This is a genomic window from Methylophilus methylotrophus DSM 46235 = ATCC 53528 (assembly GCF_000378225.1).
GTDB classification, from domain to species: Bacteria; Pseudomonadota; Gammaproteobacteria; order Burkholderiales; family Methylophilaceae; genus Methylophilus; species Methylophilus methylotrophus.
Genome location: NZ_KB905144.1, coordinates 165076 through 181427, shown reverse-complemented (window position 1 = coordinate 181427; position 16352 = coordinate 165076). Strand labels below are relative to the sequence as shown.

Below are 16352 nucleotides of genomic sequence, written 5' to 3'. Positions count from 1 at the left end.
CGCAGTTGAACAATCTCTGACTGAAGTGCTTGTGATGTGAGTGTAGGACTGTGTAATGGTCTTCGACTCTGGTCACTTAGACCTGCCTTGCCATGCGTATTAAATCTAAGCAGCCATTTATAAGCTGTTTGCGGGCTGATACCGAAGCGCCGACATAACTCACGTCGGTTAGCACCTTCTTGAGTGGCCAAGTGTACGAATTCTTCACGCAGACTCATGATGTCTCTTGTCTCCCAGGGCATAGTGTTCTCCGCATTTATCCAATGCGAAAGTGTCAACTATGTCCTCGTACACCTGTCAACCATGTCCCCGGTCTATACAGCTTGTCCATAAGAAAGAAGGCAAAGAACAGGACACCCTAGCTTCCGCTTGTATCCTGCGTTGCTCATCAAAATAAGCGCTCGCAGAACTCATCCTAGTGGCCTGCACATATCGCAGGCCACCGCGGGATTCGGACAGTCGCTCCCTTTTTCCTTACTTTGTCTGCGCTACTCAGCGTGATGGGATGGGATTTATCTCGCCAAACTCTCAGTGTGGAAATTGGCACGTCTAAAAATTCAAATTCTTTTCTTTGATGCACAACCGATGGCGCTCATGGGTTTTCGGGCCCCTATCTGCCGCGCCGAGTAGCGCAGGCAAAATAAGATCAAGCGAGCGGCTGTCCGAATCCCGCAGCAGCTTATGATTTTTATAAGCTGCTAGGTTGAGTTTCGTGACCGCTTGCTTTGTTGAGCAACGCAAGGGAGCCGTAGGCCGTGATGGCTGGGTGCCCTCTTCTTTGGTTACTTTCTGTGGGGCAAGTAACAGAAAGTAACTCGCCTAGAGGCGAAAGTAATCGCTGTGTGGCTGGGCGTCCTTGTGGCAAAATAGCGCTTTACAGCGCATCCATCATGAAATTACTGGCTCTCGAATCCTCCACTGAAACGCTTTCACTTGCCTTGCAAACCGAGGCTGGCCTGCGTACGTTTGATGAAGTGACCGGTCCGGCCGCTTCGCAACGTATCTTGCCGGAAATCCAGCGGTTGTTGACCGAGGCCGGCGTGAAGCTGGCTGATTTGGATGGCATTGTTTATGGGACGGGCCCGGGTGCTTTTACAGGCGTGCGCGTGGCGGTGGGCGTGTCTCAGGGCCTGGCATTTGGCGCAGAGTTGCGTGTGGTTGGTATCAGTTCTGTGCTGGCAGTGGCTGAAACTGCAAGGCAAAAGACCCAGGCAGAAAAAGTGATTGTTTGCCTGGATGCCCGCATGGGTGAGGTCTATCACGCGGCATTTGTACGACAGGCAGGTGCCTGGCAGGAGCTTTCGCCTCCTACCGTGTGCAAACCGCAGGATGTCCCTGTGCTTGAGGGCACTGGTTGGGTGGGTGCGGGCTCTGGCTGGGCGGTATTTGCAGAAATATTGGCTACGAAGTATGCGGGACAGTTGCAGGGACGCCTGCCGCAAGCCTTGCCAGAAGCCAGCGCGATGCTGGTATTGGCTCAGCCATTATTTGCTGCGGGAAACACCCAGCCTGCCCAACAGGCAGCGCCTTTGTATGTACGTAACCGGGTTGCACTAACGGCCGCCGAGCGTGCACAAGGACAAACGCTATAAGCGCGACCCTATGAGTGCCTTACCACAACAACACGTGTCGTTCCGGCCAATGTCCTACGATGACCTGGCTGTCATCAGCCGGATTGAGCCGACCATTTATAGCCATCCATGGACATTAGGAAATTTCAAAGATTCGCTCAATGCCGGGTATAGTGGATGGGTAATGGAAATAGCGGGGGATATTGTCGGCTATGCGCTGGTGATGTTGGTGCTGGATGAGGCACACTTGCTCAACCTGAGCGTGGTCAAACCGTTTCAGGGGCAGGGCCTGGGCCGGATATTGCTGGCACATATGATCGCTATTTCTCAACGCCACCAGGCAGCCAATATGTTTCTTGAAGTACGGGTAAGCAATACCAAGGCGATTGCATTGTATGAGTCTATGGGTTTTTGTGAAATGGGTATACGCCGCAATTATTATCCAACCAAAACTGGTCGTGAAGATGCGGTGTTAATGGGACTGGCTTTATGAGCAGGAGGCAGCGATGAGCTTGACGCGCGAAGACATGCTGCGTGAACTGGAGTTATTACCCGTCTGGCGGTTGCGGTCGCCTCTGGCCGAAACCTTGTCATCGGCAAGGGTACCTGAGACAGGGCCCATCATTGAAACGCAGATAGTTGCCATGCCTGTGGTTGAGGTAAGCGCAGAGTCAGTGGAGGTTGTTGCAGAGACGCCTATAGTTCAGGAAGACGCTGCGACATTGATTGCTGAAATAAAACCACCCGACATTGCACCTGAGCCAGTGGTACAGTCGCCATGGTTGTTGTATTGCCCGCAAGCTGGAGATTCCCCAAGCCAGCAATTATTACAAAATATCGTACGTGCCTTATGGTTGCCCCCTGAGGAGGTGGTGTTGCATCAGCAAATCGTTAGCCTCGATCAGGTAAAAACCCGTTTTTGTGTGTTGTTTGGACTGGAAGCTGCAAATCAGTTTTTAAATGCAGAGCATCGTGAACTGTTATCGGTCCGCGGGCAATTGCATACGCAGGGCAATATGGCCTATGTCATCACCCATGATCCACGCGCCATGCTCGAAAACCCCCAGCTGAAAAAAGAGGTTTGGCAGGATCTGTGTCTGTTACTGGCGCAGAAAGAGATGGAAAGCGCTTGAAGAAGTCGCTGATAGCCCACATCTAATTTGCGAACATGAGAGCTATTACAATCACAAAACCCAACAATAAGTTTTAATTTTAGACTGGAGTCTGACATGCGCCGATTATTAAACGTTTTATTAGTGGCAGCGACCTTAAGCTTATCTGGTTGCGGCTATAACCAGTTTCAAAGCCTGGATGAAGAAACCAAGGCCAACTGGTCTGAAGTGTTGAACCAGTACCAGCGCCGGGCTGATTTGGTACCTAACCTGGTGTCTACCGTAAAAGGTTATGCCAGCCATGAAGAAAAAGTGCTGACAGAAGTGACTGAGGCACGTGCCAAAGTGGGTAGTATGCAGGTGACTCCAGAGCTACTGAATGACCCGGATGCATTTGCCAGATTCCAGGCTGCGCAAGGTCAGTTGACCAGTGCATTGTCACGCTTGATGGTCGTCTCCGAGAACTATCCTAACCTGAAAGCTGACGCCAGCTTCCGTGATTTACAGGCGCAACTGGAAGGGACTGAAAACCGTGTTACCGTCGCGCGTAACCGCTATATTGAGTCAGTGAAACAATATAACGTGGCTGTGCGTAGCTTCCCGAATAATCTCACTGCCATGATGTTTGGCTATCAGCCTAAGCCAACCTTCACTGTCGAAAACGAGAAAACCATCTCCAGCCCGCCTAAGGTGGATTTTGGCGACGGTAAGTGATCAGTTATAAGTCATAGTTCGTCATGTTTTCACCCTGGAACTCCCTGCTGCTGGTCTGGTGCTTGTTGCTCAGTGTACTCACTAGCTATGCAGCAGATGGACTGGTGGATATCCCGACCCTGCAAAGTCCGGTCACGGATTTAACGCAGACGCTGTCGGTAGAAGAGCAGGCCGCCCTCAATCAAAAACTGACCCAGTTTTCACAGCAATCTGGTTCGCAAGTGGCGGTGTTGCTGTTGCCCAGCACCCAGCCTGAAGAAATCTCACAGTTTGCTATTCGTTTAGCGGATGCCTGGAAAATTGGCCGTGAAAAACAAGATGATGGCGTCATTGTCATCATTGCCAAAAACGACAGGAAAATGCGCATAGAAGTCGGCTATGGCCTGGAAGGTGCGATTCCAGATGCGATTGCCAAACGAATTGTCAGTGAGCAAATGTCACCGGCATTCAAGCAAGGCCAGTTTTACCAGGGCCTTGATCTCGCCACCGATACGCTGATCAAGTTGATCCAGGGTGAACAGTTACCTGCGCCTGCACAACAGGCACACAAAGGGCATGCCAATGACTGGATGAGCCTGCTGCCTATCCTCATGTTTGCAGCTATTATTGGCGGTGCAATCCTGAAAGGCATATTAGGGGATTTCCCCGGCAGCCTGGTAACAGGCGGTTTGCTCGGTGGCCTGGCGGGCTTGCTGGGCGCAACGGCATTGATCATGGGGTTGATCGGCTTGGCGGCATTCGTTTTCACGATGGCGATGGGCGGACGTGGCATGGGTTCAAGCCCTTATATTCCTGGCGGTTTTGGTGGTTACTCTGGTGGCAGCCGTGGCCCGGATATTTTTAGTGGCGGCGGTGGTGGCTTTGGTGGTGGTGGAGCCTCCGGTGACTGGTAAAGCAAAACAATGAAACCGATACATCCTTTCAAACGCTGGTTAAGACATGCCTGGAGTCATCCACGGCATGTGGCTGCATTGTTCCCGGAAAAATCACTAAAGCACATAGAACAGGTGATTGCCGACAGTGAGCACCGACACGCTGGTGAAATCAGGGTGGTGATTGAGTCTGGCTTGCCAAGCTATGCTATCCTGCGAGGCTTGACGCCGCGGCAACGGGCGATCAATCTGTTTGGACATCTCAATATCTGGGATACCGAGCATAACAATGGTGTGCTGATTTATTTGCTGCTGGCAGATCACGATGTCGAAGTTGTCGCTGACCGCGGCATCCATCGGCATGTTGGCGAGGCCGGCTGGCAACAGATTTGCCAGCAAATGGAAGGGATGTTCAGAAGTGGGCAGTTTGAGTCTGGTGTGGTGTACGGCATACAAGCGATTGGTGAGCATTTGGCAAAGCACTTTCCACCAGAAAGCGTACCGCGCAACGAACTCTCTAACAGGGTGCTTGTGCTTTAGCTTATGGATAGCGCTGCCAGCCTACGCAGACCTGAAAGACATCTACCGTATCTACCATAGCACCCCTTCACTCAATGCTTTCGAAATTTGTCAGGGTGGCGGATGTGTGCAGTCTGATGTCCTTAGCCTCACCACGGCTGAATGGGACAATATTACCCGCCTATTTACACCTATGCCGCAAACGCCAGAGGCCGAGCGAACAGCCATCGCCCAGGCTGTCGGTGTACTCGAAGACATCGTGGGCACCAAGATAGGGACGGCGGCGGATCGGGCCGGGACATTCAATAACAGTGATTACCTGCATCAGCAAGACTGCAACGATGAGGCCATCAATACCACGACTTACATGCGCCTGATGCAACAGGCAGGCCTGATCCGGATGCACGATATTCTGGATACCCGCACGCGTAAGTTCTTTTTCACGGGCTGGCCGCATAGTGCCGCTGTCATCCGCGAGCAAGCCTCTCAGGCAGAGTATGCTGTCGATAGCTGGTTTTATGATAATGGGTATCCTGCAACCATTGTACCTATGGCTGTCTGGAAGGATGGCTATATCCCTGAAGATAGTCCTATCGTGCAGCGACCACAGCAAAAAGACCCGCCAACGGAGTAGGCGCGAGTGACGCCGCCATCGAATAAGGCTAAAATCGCGCTTTCGGATTTTAATTAAAAGTTATTCTTATGCGCGCCTCACAATTTTTCATCGCCACCCAAAAAGAAGCTCCTTCTGATGCCGAGCTGATCAGCCACAAACTCATGGTGCGTGCAGGCCTGATCAAGAAGTTGGGCAGCGGTTTGTATAGCTGGATGCCGCTGGGGTTGCGCGTGTTGCGCAAAGTGGAAAACATCGTGCGTGACGAGATGAACAAGGCGGGTGCGCTTGAGTTGCTGATGCCCGCGGTACAGCCTAAAGAATTGTGGGAAGAAACCGGCCGCTGGGCAGTGTTTGGCCCACAAATGCTGAAAATTCAGGACCGCCATGAACGTGACTTCTGTTTTGGGCCGACGCATGAAGAAGTGATTACTGACATCGCCCGTAAGGAAATCAGCAGCTACAAACAGTTGCCATTGAATTTTTACCAGATCCAGACCAAGTTCCGGGACGAGATTCGCCCTCGTTTTGGCGTGATGCGCGCGCGCGAATTTTTAATGAAAGATGCTTACTCTTTCCATACCAGCGTCGATTGCCTGGTGAATACCTATAACACCATGCATACGGCGTATAGCAATGTGTTTACGCGCCTTGGCCTCAAATTCCGCGCCGTAAAAGCGGACTCCGGCGCCATCGGTGGCGATGGTTCGCAGGAGTTTCACGTGCTGGCAGACAGTGGTGAAGATGCACTGGCCTATTGTGAACATTCTGATTACGCCGCTAACGTAGAACTGGCGGAAGCCATTGCCACGGGTAGCCGTGCTGCGGCCACAGAAAGCATGCGTGAAGTGGATACGCCCAAGCAGACCACGTGTGAAGATGTGGCCAAGTTGCTGGGCGTACCTGTGAGCAAAACCGTGAAGTCGGTCGCGTTGGTAGTAGACGGTGTATTTACGCTGGCCCTGTTGCGCGGTGATCATCAGCTCAATGAAGTGAAGTTTGGCAAGGTGGAGGGCGTGAAAGAATTCCGTCTGGCAACTGAAGAAGAAATCCGTGCCAACCTGAACTGCCCACCTGGCTTTATCGGCCCTGTGGGGGTGAACGCCAATGTGCGTGTGGTGGCGGATAGAACGGTGGCGCTCATGAGCGATTTTGTCTGTGGCGCCAATAAACCTAAACTCCACTTGGCAGGCGTGAATTTTGGCCGCGATTTGCCAGAGCCAGCCATCGTGGCGGATATCCGCAATGTGGTAGAAGGCGATGCCAGCCCGGATGGCAAAGGCACGCTGAGTTTGTGCCGCGGGATTGAGGTCGGCCATATTTTCCAGTTGCGTACCAAGTATTCCGAAGCCATGCAGGCGACTTACCTCGACGAAAATGGTCAGACGCAAGTGATGGAAATGGGCTGTTATGGCATTGGCGTGTCACGGATTGTGGGCGCAGCGATTGAGCAGGGCAATGATGATAAAGGCATTATTTTTCCACTAAGCATGGCGCCATTTTCAGTCGTGATTTGCCCGATTGGTCTCGATAAGAGCGACGCAGTCAAACACGCCGCGTTTGACCTCTATACCCAGTTGCAACAAGCAGGCGTCGATGTGCTGCTGGATGACCGTGGCGAGCGCCCTGGTGTCATGTTTGCAGAAAGTGACCTCATGGGGATCCCACATCGCGTGGTCATTGGCGACCGTGGTCTGGCCGAAGGCAAGGTAGAATACAAGGGCCGTACCGACGCTGAGGCACAAAACTTGCAAGTGACTGATTGTGTGGCCTTTTTGCGTGACAAACTTGTTTAAACTCGGAATAAGTACGCGAGCGGATAAAGTTCAAGGCGCACGGAGCGCAAGCGCCGAGACAGTACAAATAGTACGGTGAGGCCCTGAGTACCGTGCAACGCAGCAATTTTCTCGCGTAGCCTTTTAGGCTGGGTTTATTTGACAGTAATTAGAGGGATTTCATCCCTTTGTTTTGCGCCTCTGGCGTAAATATTGTGATTACAATAGGTGGGATGAAAAAAGTCTTCTTTTTCTCTTTTGTGCTGGTATTGATTGGTCTTTGTGCCTGGTCAGCACCATCCATGGCGGGTAACCAGAGAGAAGAACCTCTGGCAAACAGCGTCAAGGCGCTCATGCAGAAATCGGTCAGTGACCTGGCTGCGCCACGCCTGATATTCGACTCCGAACAGGCTGCGCAATCCTGGTTGCAGGAAATGTCCGTGCGATTGGCCAAGCGCATGCCTGACCCTCAATATCGTGAAGATTTCCTCAAGTCTGTCCACTATGAAGCAACGCGTGCCGGGCTCGATCCCCAGCTTGTACTGGGCTTGATTCATGTGGAAAGTGGTTTTAAGAAATATGCCGTTTCCAGTGTGGGCGCCCGTGGCTATATGCAGGTGATGCCATTCTGGGTCAAGTCGATAGGTGCTAACGAACACAACCTGTTTGATATGCGTTTAAACCTGCGCTATGGCTGTACGATTTTGCGCCATTACCTAGATATGGAACATGGCGATTATTACCGTGCGCTCGGACGTTATAACGGTAGCCTGGGCAAGCCGGAATATCCTAACCTGGTGGTGGGTGCATGGCGCAATCACTGGCATTACACGCCCTCGGCACAGGTGATTAAGGTGAATATGACCAGCAGCCAGTAGTGCGTGGTCAATATCCCAATAAAAAACCGCGCAAATGCGCGGTTTTTTTACGCGGTTTGGTGTTTACTTGACCACTTTAAAGCCGTAGTACGTGCCAAACTCTCCCTCCGGCTCGTGATAGATAAACATCATACCGTTGGTATAACCCAAGCCGTTGAAGTGATTTTGCGAACGTAACTTCATAGTAGTTGGTAAAGCACTCTTGCCCACATACTGACCATTCAGGTCAAAAATCAACACCGCTTTGTGATCTACATCCAGCAGGGCCAATTCGTTACCCGCTACGCCTGTGAACGCAATGTAATGGTCACTGATATCATCATGTGCTACTTGCGCCTTGGCAAAGTCGAGCTTGATTTCCTGCAGTTTTTCGCGCTGTTTGGCATCGACGACAAAGACGATATTGCCCCTGTCCTGCTTGGCATAGTAATGCTTGCTCACTGGATCATAACTGGGCATGGTGCCAGCATCGCCAAAGGCCGGGTTGAACTGCGCGACATCGCCCGAAGTCGTGAGCACCTCACCCTTGTCTCCTACGTCCAGGCTGTAAATGCCAGTGTTGGGTGAGAAACCCACCGCGCTGGAGATGTTATAGGTAATCGTTTCCAGCTTGTTTGTGTTGGGATTAAAATAAATAGAACGGTTATCAAAGCCTGGTTTTGCTGAGTTGACATATTGACCATCGCTAGTGAAAGCGTGTACTTCCGATTTGGAAATCGGCGCTTCAAACTCACTACCCATGGGGGCCAGGCCGCCATCAGCAATATAGTAATGCTGGTTGCTGGGCAAATAAGCAACCCCCATCGGGCGTGTGGTTGGCTTTTTGGCCAGCGGGATTTTGATGCCAATTTCTGCCTCAGGCAGAATCTCTGCCTGGGTGGTGAGCGTCAGGCATAGCAGTGCCAGGCCGCTCAAAGTGTTTGGGATGAATTGCATATCTCCGTATCCTAGTTTTTATCAGTGTTCAGTAGACTCTATTTTAGTCTGCAAGTTTAACGTTTGGCGGATTGATTGCGCGTAATCAGCATGGCATCACCATAGCTAAAAAAGCGGTAAGACTGGGCAATCGCGTGGGCATAGGCTTCTCGCATCAAGTCATAGCCGCCAAATGCCGATACCAGCATCATCAGGGTGCTTTTAGGCAGGTGAAAATTAGTGATCAGCCTATCCACCAGCTTGAACTCAAATCCTGGCGTGATAAAAATATCCGTGTCACCATGATGCGCAAACAACTTGCCCGCATGCGCTGCACTTTCCAATGTCCGCAATGACGTGGTGCCGACGGCAGTCACGCGCTTGCCCTCGGCCTGTGCTGCTAAAATCGTAGAGATGGTCTCTTCCGGCAAATGGTAAACCTCGCTATGCATATGGTGCTCGGCGATATTATCCACCTTCACCGGTTGAAACGTCCCTGCGCCTACATGCAACGTCACATAACGCACATTCACACCTTTATCTACCAGTGATTGCAGCAACGCCTCGTCAAAATGCAAACCTGCGGTGGGTGCAGCCACGGCGCCCGCATGTTTGGCAAACACCGTCTGGTAGCGGCTATCATCGGTCTCGTCCGCGGTATGCTCAATATACGGCGGCAAAGGTAATTGACCATATTGCTCCAAAAAGTCATACCAGGACTGCTCGCCCAGCAAGCGGATATGAAACATATCTGCCACCCGGCCCAGCACCTCAGCCTGCATATCGCCCGCCAAATGCAGCAAGCCGCCCGTTTTAGGTGAGCGCGACGATTTGATCTGCGCATAGGCTTCTTGCGTTGAAAGCACACGGTCTATCATCACCTCAATCTGGCCACCCGTGGCCTTTTGGCCGAAGAGCCTGGCCTTAATGACTTTGGTGTCATTGAGGACCAATACATCCCCTGCTTCAAAGTGGTCGGCAATCTGGCGGAAATAATTATCCTGAATGGTGTTGGTTGCTGCGTTGACTTCCAGCAAGCGGCTTTCTGAACGGTTGGGTAATGGATGTTGTGCAATCAGGTGTTGCGGCAGATAAAAATCGAAATCTAGAGTTCTCATAAATCAAAATTATGGTTATAATAACGGTCTTTGATGTCCTACATTATATCCCATGCTGGGATGGCGGAACTGGTAGACGCACTGGACTCAAAATCCAGCGCCGCAAGGCGTGCCGGTTCGATTCCGGCTCCCGGCACCATGAAGTACTTTCAAGCAGTACCAAAAAGACTCAAAACAGTATGAATTTCAAAGGCTTAGGTGAAAATATAGGCCTTTTTTCATATTATTCCGTTGCTTGACATGCCCTTATTTAAAAAGAGTAACTTATCTCTATCTCTATCTCTATCTCTATCTCTAGATAGTCATTAAAGTCCAAAATGAACTCTAATTGCCCCAGAAATAAAATCGAAAAATAATGAAACAAGTAGCAATCACCGAGTTGGACACGAAGAACACCATACAAATACCTCCTCCATTTCTGAAATGGGCAGGGGGGAATAAAAGGTGGCGTGCAAGGCGTATTGTCGAACTAAGTTCACCTTTATCAGGGAAATACATAGAACCAATTTTTGGAAATGGGGCCGTGTTTTTGCGTCGCGTCCGAATGTAGCTTTGCTTTCTGATCTTAACCCGATAATTAAAATACTTATCTGGCGATCAAAAACGACCAGAACAAGATCACCGATTTACTAAAAGATCACAAAAAAATACTCCAAGGAGTATTGCTACCAGATCAGAATGAATGACGATGATTTTAATACTGATAATTTCAACCTGGAACCAGTGGAGAAAGCACTCTATTTGGAACATTTATAGGTTATATGGGTATAGATGGGCAAAGAACGCTTATTAAGTTTTTTAAGCCTTAACTTTAGATACCCAGATAAAATCTGACCAAATTCTTTTACAAAGTTAAGACTCTCTCGTAGCAGTTAAAGGCTTGGATGCACTGAGCTTTTTGTCAATTTCTTACTTCAACCAAATCCCGATATACATGCCAGCTAGCATGACCCACCACTGGCATGGTCAGTATCAGTCCAAGAAAGTTGGTCGCCAGGCCAAAGCCCACCAGCACCACAATGCAAAACGCCCACAATGCCATGGTGACAGGATTTCGGGCGCATGTGCGCAGGCTGGTGATGGCGGCAGTCCATGCGCTTGCGTTACGGTCTAGCATTAGCGGCATGGCAATGACGCTGATGCTGAAGATGAATGCCGCAAAAATGGCACCAGCAGAAAAGTAGACGAATAGAAATGTGGGTTGTTTAAATGTAAATACATTGATGACTACATCGGCAAAAGTGGGCAGTGCGCCATTGAAGTAATGGGCAAAGATCGTCATCGAAAGCCTGGTCCAGGCAAAAAATACAAGAATCAACAACATGGTGAACAAGGTAATGTTGATAAGGTTGGGTAACCATGCATAGAGCGTTGGAGCGAGGACTGGTGCTTCGCCTGCTTCCATGCGGCGGCTCAAGTCATAAAGTCCCATCGCCAAAAATGGCCCCAGCAGGAAAAAACCAGTCGTTGTGCCCGCCAATAACCAGTAATTTTCAGCAAAAATGCTGTGAATAATGACACCCACTGCCGCAAAAATAATGCCATAGAACAAGCTGGCGCGGCCGCCAAGGTGGATGTCAGTCACCCCTGCGTGTAACCAGTCTGGAATAACCTGGGGTGTGACTTGGCGGATGAAAATGTCGTCGTCAGCGTTTATTTTGTTGGCTGAAATATGTTGTATGCCCATGTGTTTGGCCCCCGATAAAATGATGGATATCATTCATTGCTGTTTGCAGTTGGGCCGCTTTGACACTAAAAATACGCTTTTGTGGATGGCGGTCACACTGCTGCATTTCTAATCAATCAACACAAAAAACCGCTGCTTTTACACCGGAGCGGAATGGTATTCGCATTTTCGCCGCGGGGAATTATGGGTTTTTCTACTCGATTAGCTTAATCATGAAACGCTCATTAGGCAACCACAAAAATGTGACAACATGGAACATTAAATTTACATAATTAGGATATTTCTGTTCATTTTTGAATGGCTTATTCCTCATTTTTCCCACTAGGCAATTAACCACTAACTCCAGGTTTTTCAAGTATTGGCGGGTTTATTTCCAATTAAAAAAGGCTAAGCATTTGAGGTGTTTTTATTAACTTTTACCAGTCATAAATTTACATTTATGACAGTTTTAACCTGATTTTTTTGTCTTGTCACTCTGGGCGTCTTGTGCTAATTTACAACGTGTAACAAATTTGTAACTAAACGTAATTTGGTTGCTACAAGCTAAATTCTGGGTTGGCAAACATGTTATCTATTTGCGAAACACAATGTATCACCAAACCGAATGCATCAGCTTCCACAGAAAGTGTGCTCAAGCTGTTGCTAAGTCTGGTGGTCCTTTCAGGGCTGATAGCGATAGGGTTTTTTCATATCGGTGCCTGGATGGTGTTGCCATTTGCTGGCTTGGAATTGGTGTTGGTGGTTCTGGCGTTTGTCGTTGTTCTGCGTCACAGGGGTGATTACGAAAAAATCACTTTCGTCGAGAACCATGTTGAAATCGAGCAAAGTGTGTTGGGGGAAATAAAGCTTGCTCGCTTTCAATGCTATTGGACCCGGGTAACGCTCAGGGAAGGTGAGGGCGGTAAAACGTCACTGTGGATTGGGTCCCATAATGAAGAAGTTGAGTTTGGTCGAGATACCATGGACAACGTGCAGCGTGAGCAAGTGGCATCTCATCTCAAGCGAATGCTTTTAAAAACTAAATAACTGGATTTTGGAGTGATTAGATGCAAGGGATGAAGAAACTCGGGGTTGGTGCGTTCGCATTGTTCTTGTCTTTAAGCGCACGTGCTGACTTCACCTGGAATTTTCCAGAGCCTGTGACACCTATGGCTTTGGATACCCTCCACGTACACAACAAGTTTATGCTGATTACTGCCGTGATTTTTGTGGTGGTTTTGGCAATCATGATTTACTCAATTGTGACCCACCGTCACAGCAAAGGTTACAAGCCAGTCGCCGATAAAGCGCCTTCAACGGCCATTGAAATTTTCTGGACCTTGATCCCCTTTGCCATTCTGTTGCTGATCGACTTTGTCATCATGGGCATTCCTGCTTACCACAGCGTGGTCATGATGGAAGACACGCGCGACCAGTCGACCATGGTCATCAAGATCACCGGCTCACAATGGCGCTGGCAGTATGAATATCTTGATGGCGATGCCAAAGGTATTAAATTTGTCAGCAATCTGGCTACTACCGATGGCCAAATGCATAATGCCGAAGACAAGGGCGAGAATTACCTGCTTGAAGTCGATAATCCGCTGGTGCTGCCAGTGGGTGAGAAGGTGCGTATTTTGATGACTGCTTCGGATGTGCTGCATAACTGGTGGGTGCCTCAGTTTGGCTCTTCCCGTGTGGCGGTGCCTGGTTTTATTCGCGAAACCTGGGTGCAAGTGGAGAAGCCCGGCGTTTATCGCGGCCAGTGTAAAGAGCTTTGTGGCAAGGGTCACGGATATATGCCTGTGGTTGTAAATGCGGTTTCCAAAGAAGAGTTTGCACAGTGGGCGAATAAAAAACAGGATGAGCAAAAAGCGGCCAGCGATGTCAAGGAAATGACTAAGGATGAATTGATCGCCCAGGGTAAAACCGTTTACGAGAAAAACTGTGCTGTTTGCCACCAGGTGAGCGGTGCAGGGTTGCCTCCGGCATTCCCTGCCCTGACAGGTAGCAAGGTTGCTACCGGCCCGATTTTTGGCGCAGATGGTAAATACCAGAAAGACAGTCACATGGATCGTGTGCTGAATGGTAAAGGCGTGATGCCAGCCTGGAAAGCGACACTAAACGACACGGAAATTGCCGCAGTGATTACCTACGAGCGTAATGCGCTTGGTAATACCGCCACAGTGGATGCAGTGGTGCAGCCCGCACAAGTCAAAGCTGCACGCGAATAAATATTTAAGCGATTTTAGGAGAGCACTATGAGTACTACAACCGTAGCACATCATGATGAGCATCACGATCACCCAACCGGGATTATGCGTTGGTTAACCACCACCAACCATAAAGATATCGGGACCATGTATCTGACATTCTCACTGATCATGTTTTTGGTCGGTGGCTCCATGATTCTGGGCATTCGTGCCGAATTATTCAAACCGGGTTTGCAATTAATGAACCCGGAATTTTTTAACCAGCTGATTGGTGTGCATGCGCTGATCATGATTTTTGCGGCACTGATGCCAGCAGCTACCGGGTTTGCTAACTGGATGCTGCCATTGCAGATTGGTGCGCCTGACATGGCGTTGCCACGGTTGAATAACTGGGGGTTCTGGATTTTGCCACCTTCCGCTATTCTGCTGACGTTGCCATTCACCCTGGCTTTGTTTGGAGTGGGTGATGGTGCACTGGCAACCGGCTGGACATTCTATCCACCACTGTCGGTGCAAGGCGGCATTGGCGTCGATTTCGCTATTTTTGCGGTGCACTTGCTGGGGATTTCGTCTGTACTGGGTTCGATTAACATCATTGTGACCATTTACAACATGCGCGCGCCAGGCATGACTTTGATGAAAATGCCGATGTTTGCCTGGGGTTGGCTGATCACGGCTTTCCTGCTGATTGCCACGATTCCGGTGTTGGCAGGGGCTGTGACCATGTTGCTGACAGACCGTCACTTTGGTACACACTTCTTTGACGCTGCCGGTGGTGGCGACCCTATCATGTTCCAGCATCTGTTCTGGTTCTTCGGTCACCCGGAAGTGTATATCCTGCTGTTGCCGGTCTGGGGCTTTATCCCACAAATCCTGCAAACATTCAGCCGCAAACCCATGTATGGCTACAAGGCACAAGTGTATTCCTTGTGGGCGATTGGCGCGCTGGCTGTCGTAGTATGGGCGCACCACTTCTTTACTGCCGGTATGCCAGTGCCTGCCTTGCTCTACTTTATGTATAGTACCATGGCTATTTCACTGCCCTTGGCTGTGTTGTTTTACTGCTGGATCCGCACTATGTGGAAAGGCTCCATGAGCTTTGAAACACCCATGCTGTTTACGGTTGGCTGGATTATCCTGTTCGGTGTTGGTGGCCTGACTGGTTTGGTACTGGCTGATGTGGCTGCGGATGCGCAATACCACAATAGCTACTTTGTGGTAGCGCACTTCCACTATACCCTGTTTGCTGGTGGGATCATGGGTATTATGGCGGGAGTCTATTACTGGCTGCCAAAAATGACAGGTCACATGTACAACGAGAAGCTGGGTAAATTGCACTTCTGGTTAACAGCCATTTCATTCAATGTGACTTTTATCCCACAGTTCTTTGTCGGGTTGGCTGGTATGCCTCGCCGTATTCCAGACTATGCATTGCAGTTCGCAGAATTCAATATGATTTCTTCTATAGGTGCATTCGTACTTGGCCTGTCACAACTGCTGTTCGTTTACATTATCATCAGCTGTGTGAAAGGTGGCCAGAAAGCCACAGACAAGGTTTGGGAAGGCGCCGAGGGGTTGGAGTGGACATTGCCTTCTCCACCGCCTTACCATAGCTTTACCGAACAGCCGGTGGTTAAGTAAATATTAAAAAAGCCAGTCAATCCAGTATCTGTGGTTGATTGGCTTTGTTTTGAGGTGGAAGTATCTTGAGTAATAAGCAGTCCAACAACAGGAAAATTGCATGGCTGTTAGCAGCGGTGGCAATTCTCTGGTACCTGATTTCCATGTTTACCATTTGGAAGTAAACCGGTTGCTAACAGTGCTATGGCATTAAAACAGGATCAGGTAGCCGCCAATAAAAAATTGGCGTTGAAGTTGGTGTGGATTATCGTCGGCGCGTTGTTATTTGCCTTTGCCCTGGTGCCATTGTATGACGTGATTTGTTCAGTGACCGGGCTGAATGGCAAAACAAAAAACAGTGCCGAGAGTGCTGCGAAAGCTGTTGTGGATTTGAAACGTGAAGTCACGGTGCAGTTTGTGTCTTCAGTGATGCCTGGTCTTGGATGGAATTTCTACCCCAAACAAAGCAGTGTGGTAGTGCATCCAGGCCAGGTCACGACAGTGATGTTTGAGGCCAAGAATATTACGAATGTGGAATTGGCGGGGCAGGCGATTCCAAGTGTGACACCCGGCAAGGCATCAGCACATTTGAAAAAAATTGAGTGTTTCTGCTTTGTCAGGCAGTCACTTAAACCTGGGGAAGTGAAGGCGTTGCCACTGCGATTCTTTGTCAGTGCCGAATTGCCTGAAGATGTACAAGAAATGACATTGTCGTATTCGTTTTTTCCGGCAAGTCAGCAATAAATTAATGAGCAACACAATTAAA

General features: G+C 49.6%; 17 protein-coding genes and 1 tRNA gene. 14 read left to right on the top strand and 4 right to left on the bottom strand.

The window, feature by feature from the left end; all coding sequences use genetic code 11:
* The coding region (locus F463_RS14820; protein ID WP_154650051.1) for a helix-turn-helix domain-containing protein at positions 1-242 on the bottom strand (242 nt) is incomplete at its 3' end.
* Between the two features lie 648 nt (positions 243-890).
* On the opposite strand from F463_RS14820, the gene tsaB reads away from it, so the two are divergent.
* The 9 genes from tsaB (at position 891) to F463_RS0110930 (ending at position 8054) form a co-directional block, all read left to right on the top strand.
* A complete protein-coding gene (tsaB, locus tag F463_RS0110970; protein ID WP_018987138.1) occupies positions 891-1592 on the top strand; it encodes a tRNA (adenosine(37)-N6)-threonylcarbamoyltransferase complex dimerization subunit type 1 TsaB in 702 nt (233 codons plus the stop codon).
* 10 nt (positions 1593-1602) lie between these two features.
* Positions 1603-2064, top strand: coding sequence for a ribosomal protein S18-alanine N-acetyltransferase (rimI, locus tag F463_RS0110965; RefSeq protein ID WP_026295527.1), 462 nt, complete (start codon positions 1603-1605; stop codon positions 2062-2064).
* A gap of 13 nt (positions 2065-2077) precedes the next feature.
* Positions 2078-2704, top strand: coding sequence for a uracil-DNA glycosylase family protein (locus tag F463_RS0110960; protein ID WP_018987136.1), 627 nt, complete (start codon positions 2078-2080; stop codon positions 2702-2704).
* Between the two features lie 96 nt (positions 2705-2800).
* Positions 2801-3397: a LemA family protein gene (locus F463_RS0110955; RefSeq protein WP_018987135.1), complete on the top strand. Its 597-nt coding sequence runs from the start codon at positions 2801-2803 to the stop codon at positions 3395-3397.
* Positions 3398-3420: 23 nt separating this feature from the next.
* Entirely contained in the window at positions 3421-4290 is an 870-nt protein-coding gene (locus tag F463_RS0110950) for a TPM domain-containing protein (RefSeq protein ID WP_018987134.1), read from the top strand.
* Positions 4291-4299: 9 nt separating this feature from the next.
* Positions 4300-4809: a TPM domain-containing protein gene (locus F463_RS0110945; RefSeq protein ID WP_018987133.1), complete on the top strand. Its 510-nt coding sequence runs from the start codon at positions 4300-4302 to the stop codon at positions 4807-4809.
* Complete coding sequence (locus F463_RS0110940) at positions 4799-5422, top strand: hypothetical protein (RefSeq protein WP_018987132.1); 624 nt, start codon at positions 4799-4801, stop codon at positions 5420-5422. Before F463_RS0110945 ends, F463_RS0110940 begins: the two co-directional genes overlap by 11 nt.
* Before the next feature lie 68 nt (positions 5423-5490).
* Positions 5491-7197, top strand: coding sequence for a proline--tRNA ligase (locus F463_RS0110935; RefSeq protein ID WP_018987131.1), 1707 nt, complete (start codon positions 5491-5493; stop codon positions 7195-7197).
* 212 nt (positions 7198-7409) lie between these two features.
* Complete coding sequence (locus F463_RS0110930; protein ID WP_018987130.1) at positions 7410-8054, top strand: lytic transglycosylase domain-containing protein; 645 nt, start codon at positions 7410-7412, stop codon at positions 8052-8054.
* A gap of 63 nt (positions 8055-8117) precedes the next feature.
* Here the strand turns inward: F463_RS0110930 and F463_RS0110925 are convergent, their stop codons facing one another.
* Both F463_RS0110925 and queA read right to left on the bottom strand, forming a co-directional pair.
* Positions 8118-8990 carry a hypothetical protein gene (locus tag F463_RS0110925; protein WP_018987129.1) on the bottom strand — a complete coding sequence of 291 codons (873 nt, stop codon included), beginning with the start codon at positions 8988-8990 and terminating at the stop codon, positions 8118-8120.
* 56 nt (positions 8991-9046) lie between these two features.
* Positions 9047-10087, bottom strand: a complete 1041-nt coding sequence (gene queA, locus F463_RS0110920; RefSeq protein ID WP_018987128.1) for a tRNA preQ1(34) S-adenosylmethionine ribosyltransferase-isomerase QueA — start codon at positions 10085-10087, stop codon at positions 9047-9049.
* A 54-nt stretch (positions 10088-10141) separates the two neighbouring features.
* Here queA and F463_RS0110915 point away from each other — a divergent pair.
* Positions 10142-10226, top strand: a tRNA-Leu gene (locus F463_RS0110915).
* A 762-nt stretch (positions 10227-10988) separates the two neighbouring features.
* Here F463_RS0110915 and F463_RS0110905 read toward each other — a convergent pair.
* Positions 10989-11807 carry a DUF2189 domain-containing protein gene (locus F463_RS0110905; RefSeq protein ID WP_245545214.1) on the bottom strand — a complete coding sequence of 273 codons (819 nt, stop codon included), beginning with the start codon at positions 11805-11807 and terminating at the stop codon, positions 10989-10991.
* Positions 11808-12338: 531 nt separating this feature from the next.
* Here F463_RS0110905 and F463_RS0110895 point away from each other — a divergent pair.
* The 4 genes from F463_RS0110895 to F463_RS0110880 all read left to right on the top strand — a co-directional run bounded on the left by F463_RS0110895 (position 12339) and on the right by F463_RS0110880 (position 16330).
* Entirely contained in the window at positions 12339-12800 is a 462-nt protein-coding gene (locus F463_RS0110895) for a DUF2244 domain-containing protein (RefSeq protein ID WP_018987124.1), read from the top strand.
* A gap of 20 nt (positions 12801-12820) precedes the next feature.
* Positions 12821-13987, top strand: a complete 1167-nt coding sequence (gene coxB, locus F463_RS0110890) for a cytochrome c oxidase subunit II (protein WP_018987123.1) — start codon at positions 12821-12823, stop codon at positions 13985-13987.
* A gap of 27 nt (positions 13988-14014) precedes the next feature.
* Positions 14015-15607, top strand: coding sequence for a cytochrome c oxidase subunit I (gene ctaD / locus F463_RS0110885; RefSeq protein WP_018987122.1), 1593 nt, complete (start codon positions 14015-14017; stop codon positions 15605-15607).
* A 183-nt stretch (positions 15608-15790) separates the two neighbouring features.
* Positions 15791-16330, top strand: coding sequence for a cytochrome c oxidase assembly protein (locus F463_RS0110880; protein ID WP_018987121.1), 540 nt, complete (start codon positions 15791-15793; stop codon positions 16328-16330).
* The last annotated feature ends 22 nt before the right edge of the window (positions 16331-16352 follow it).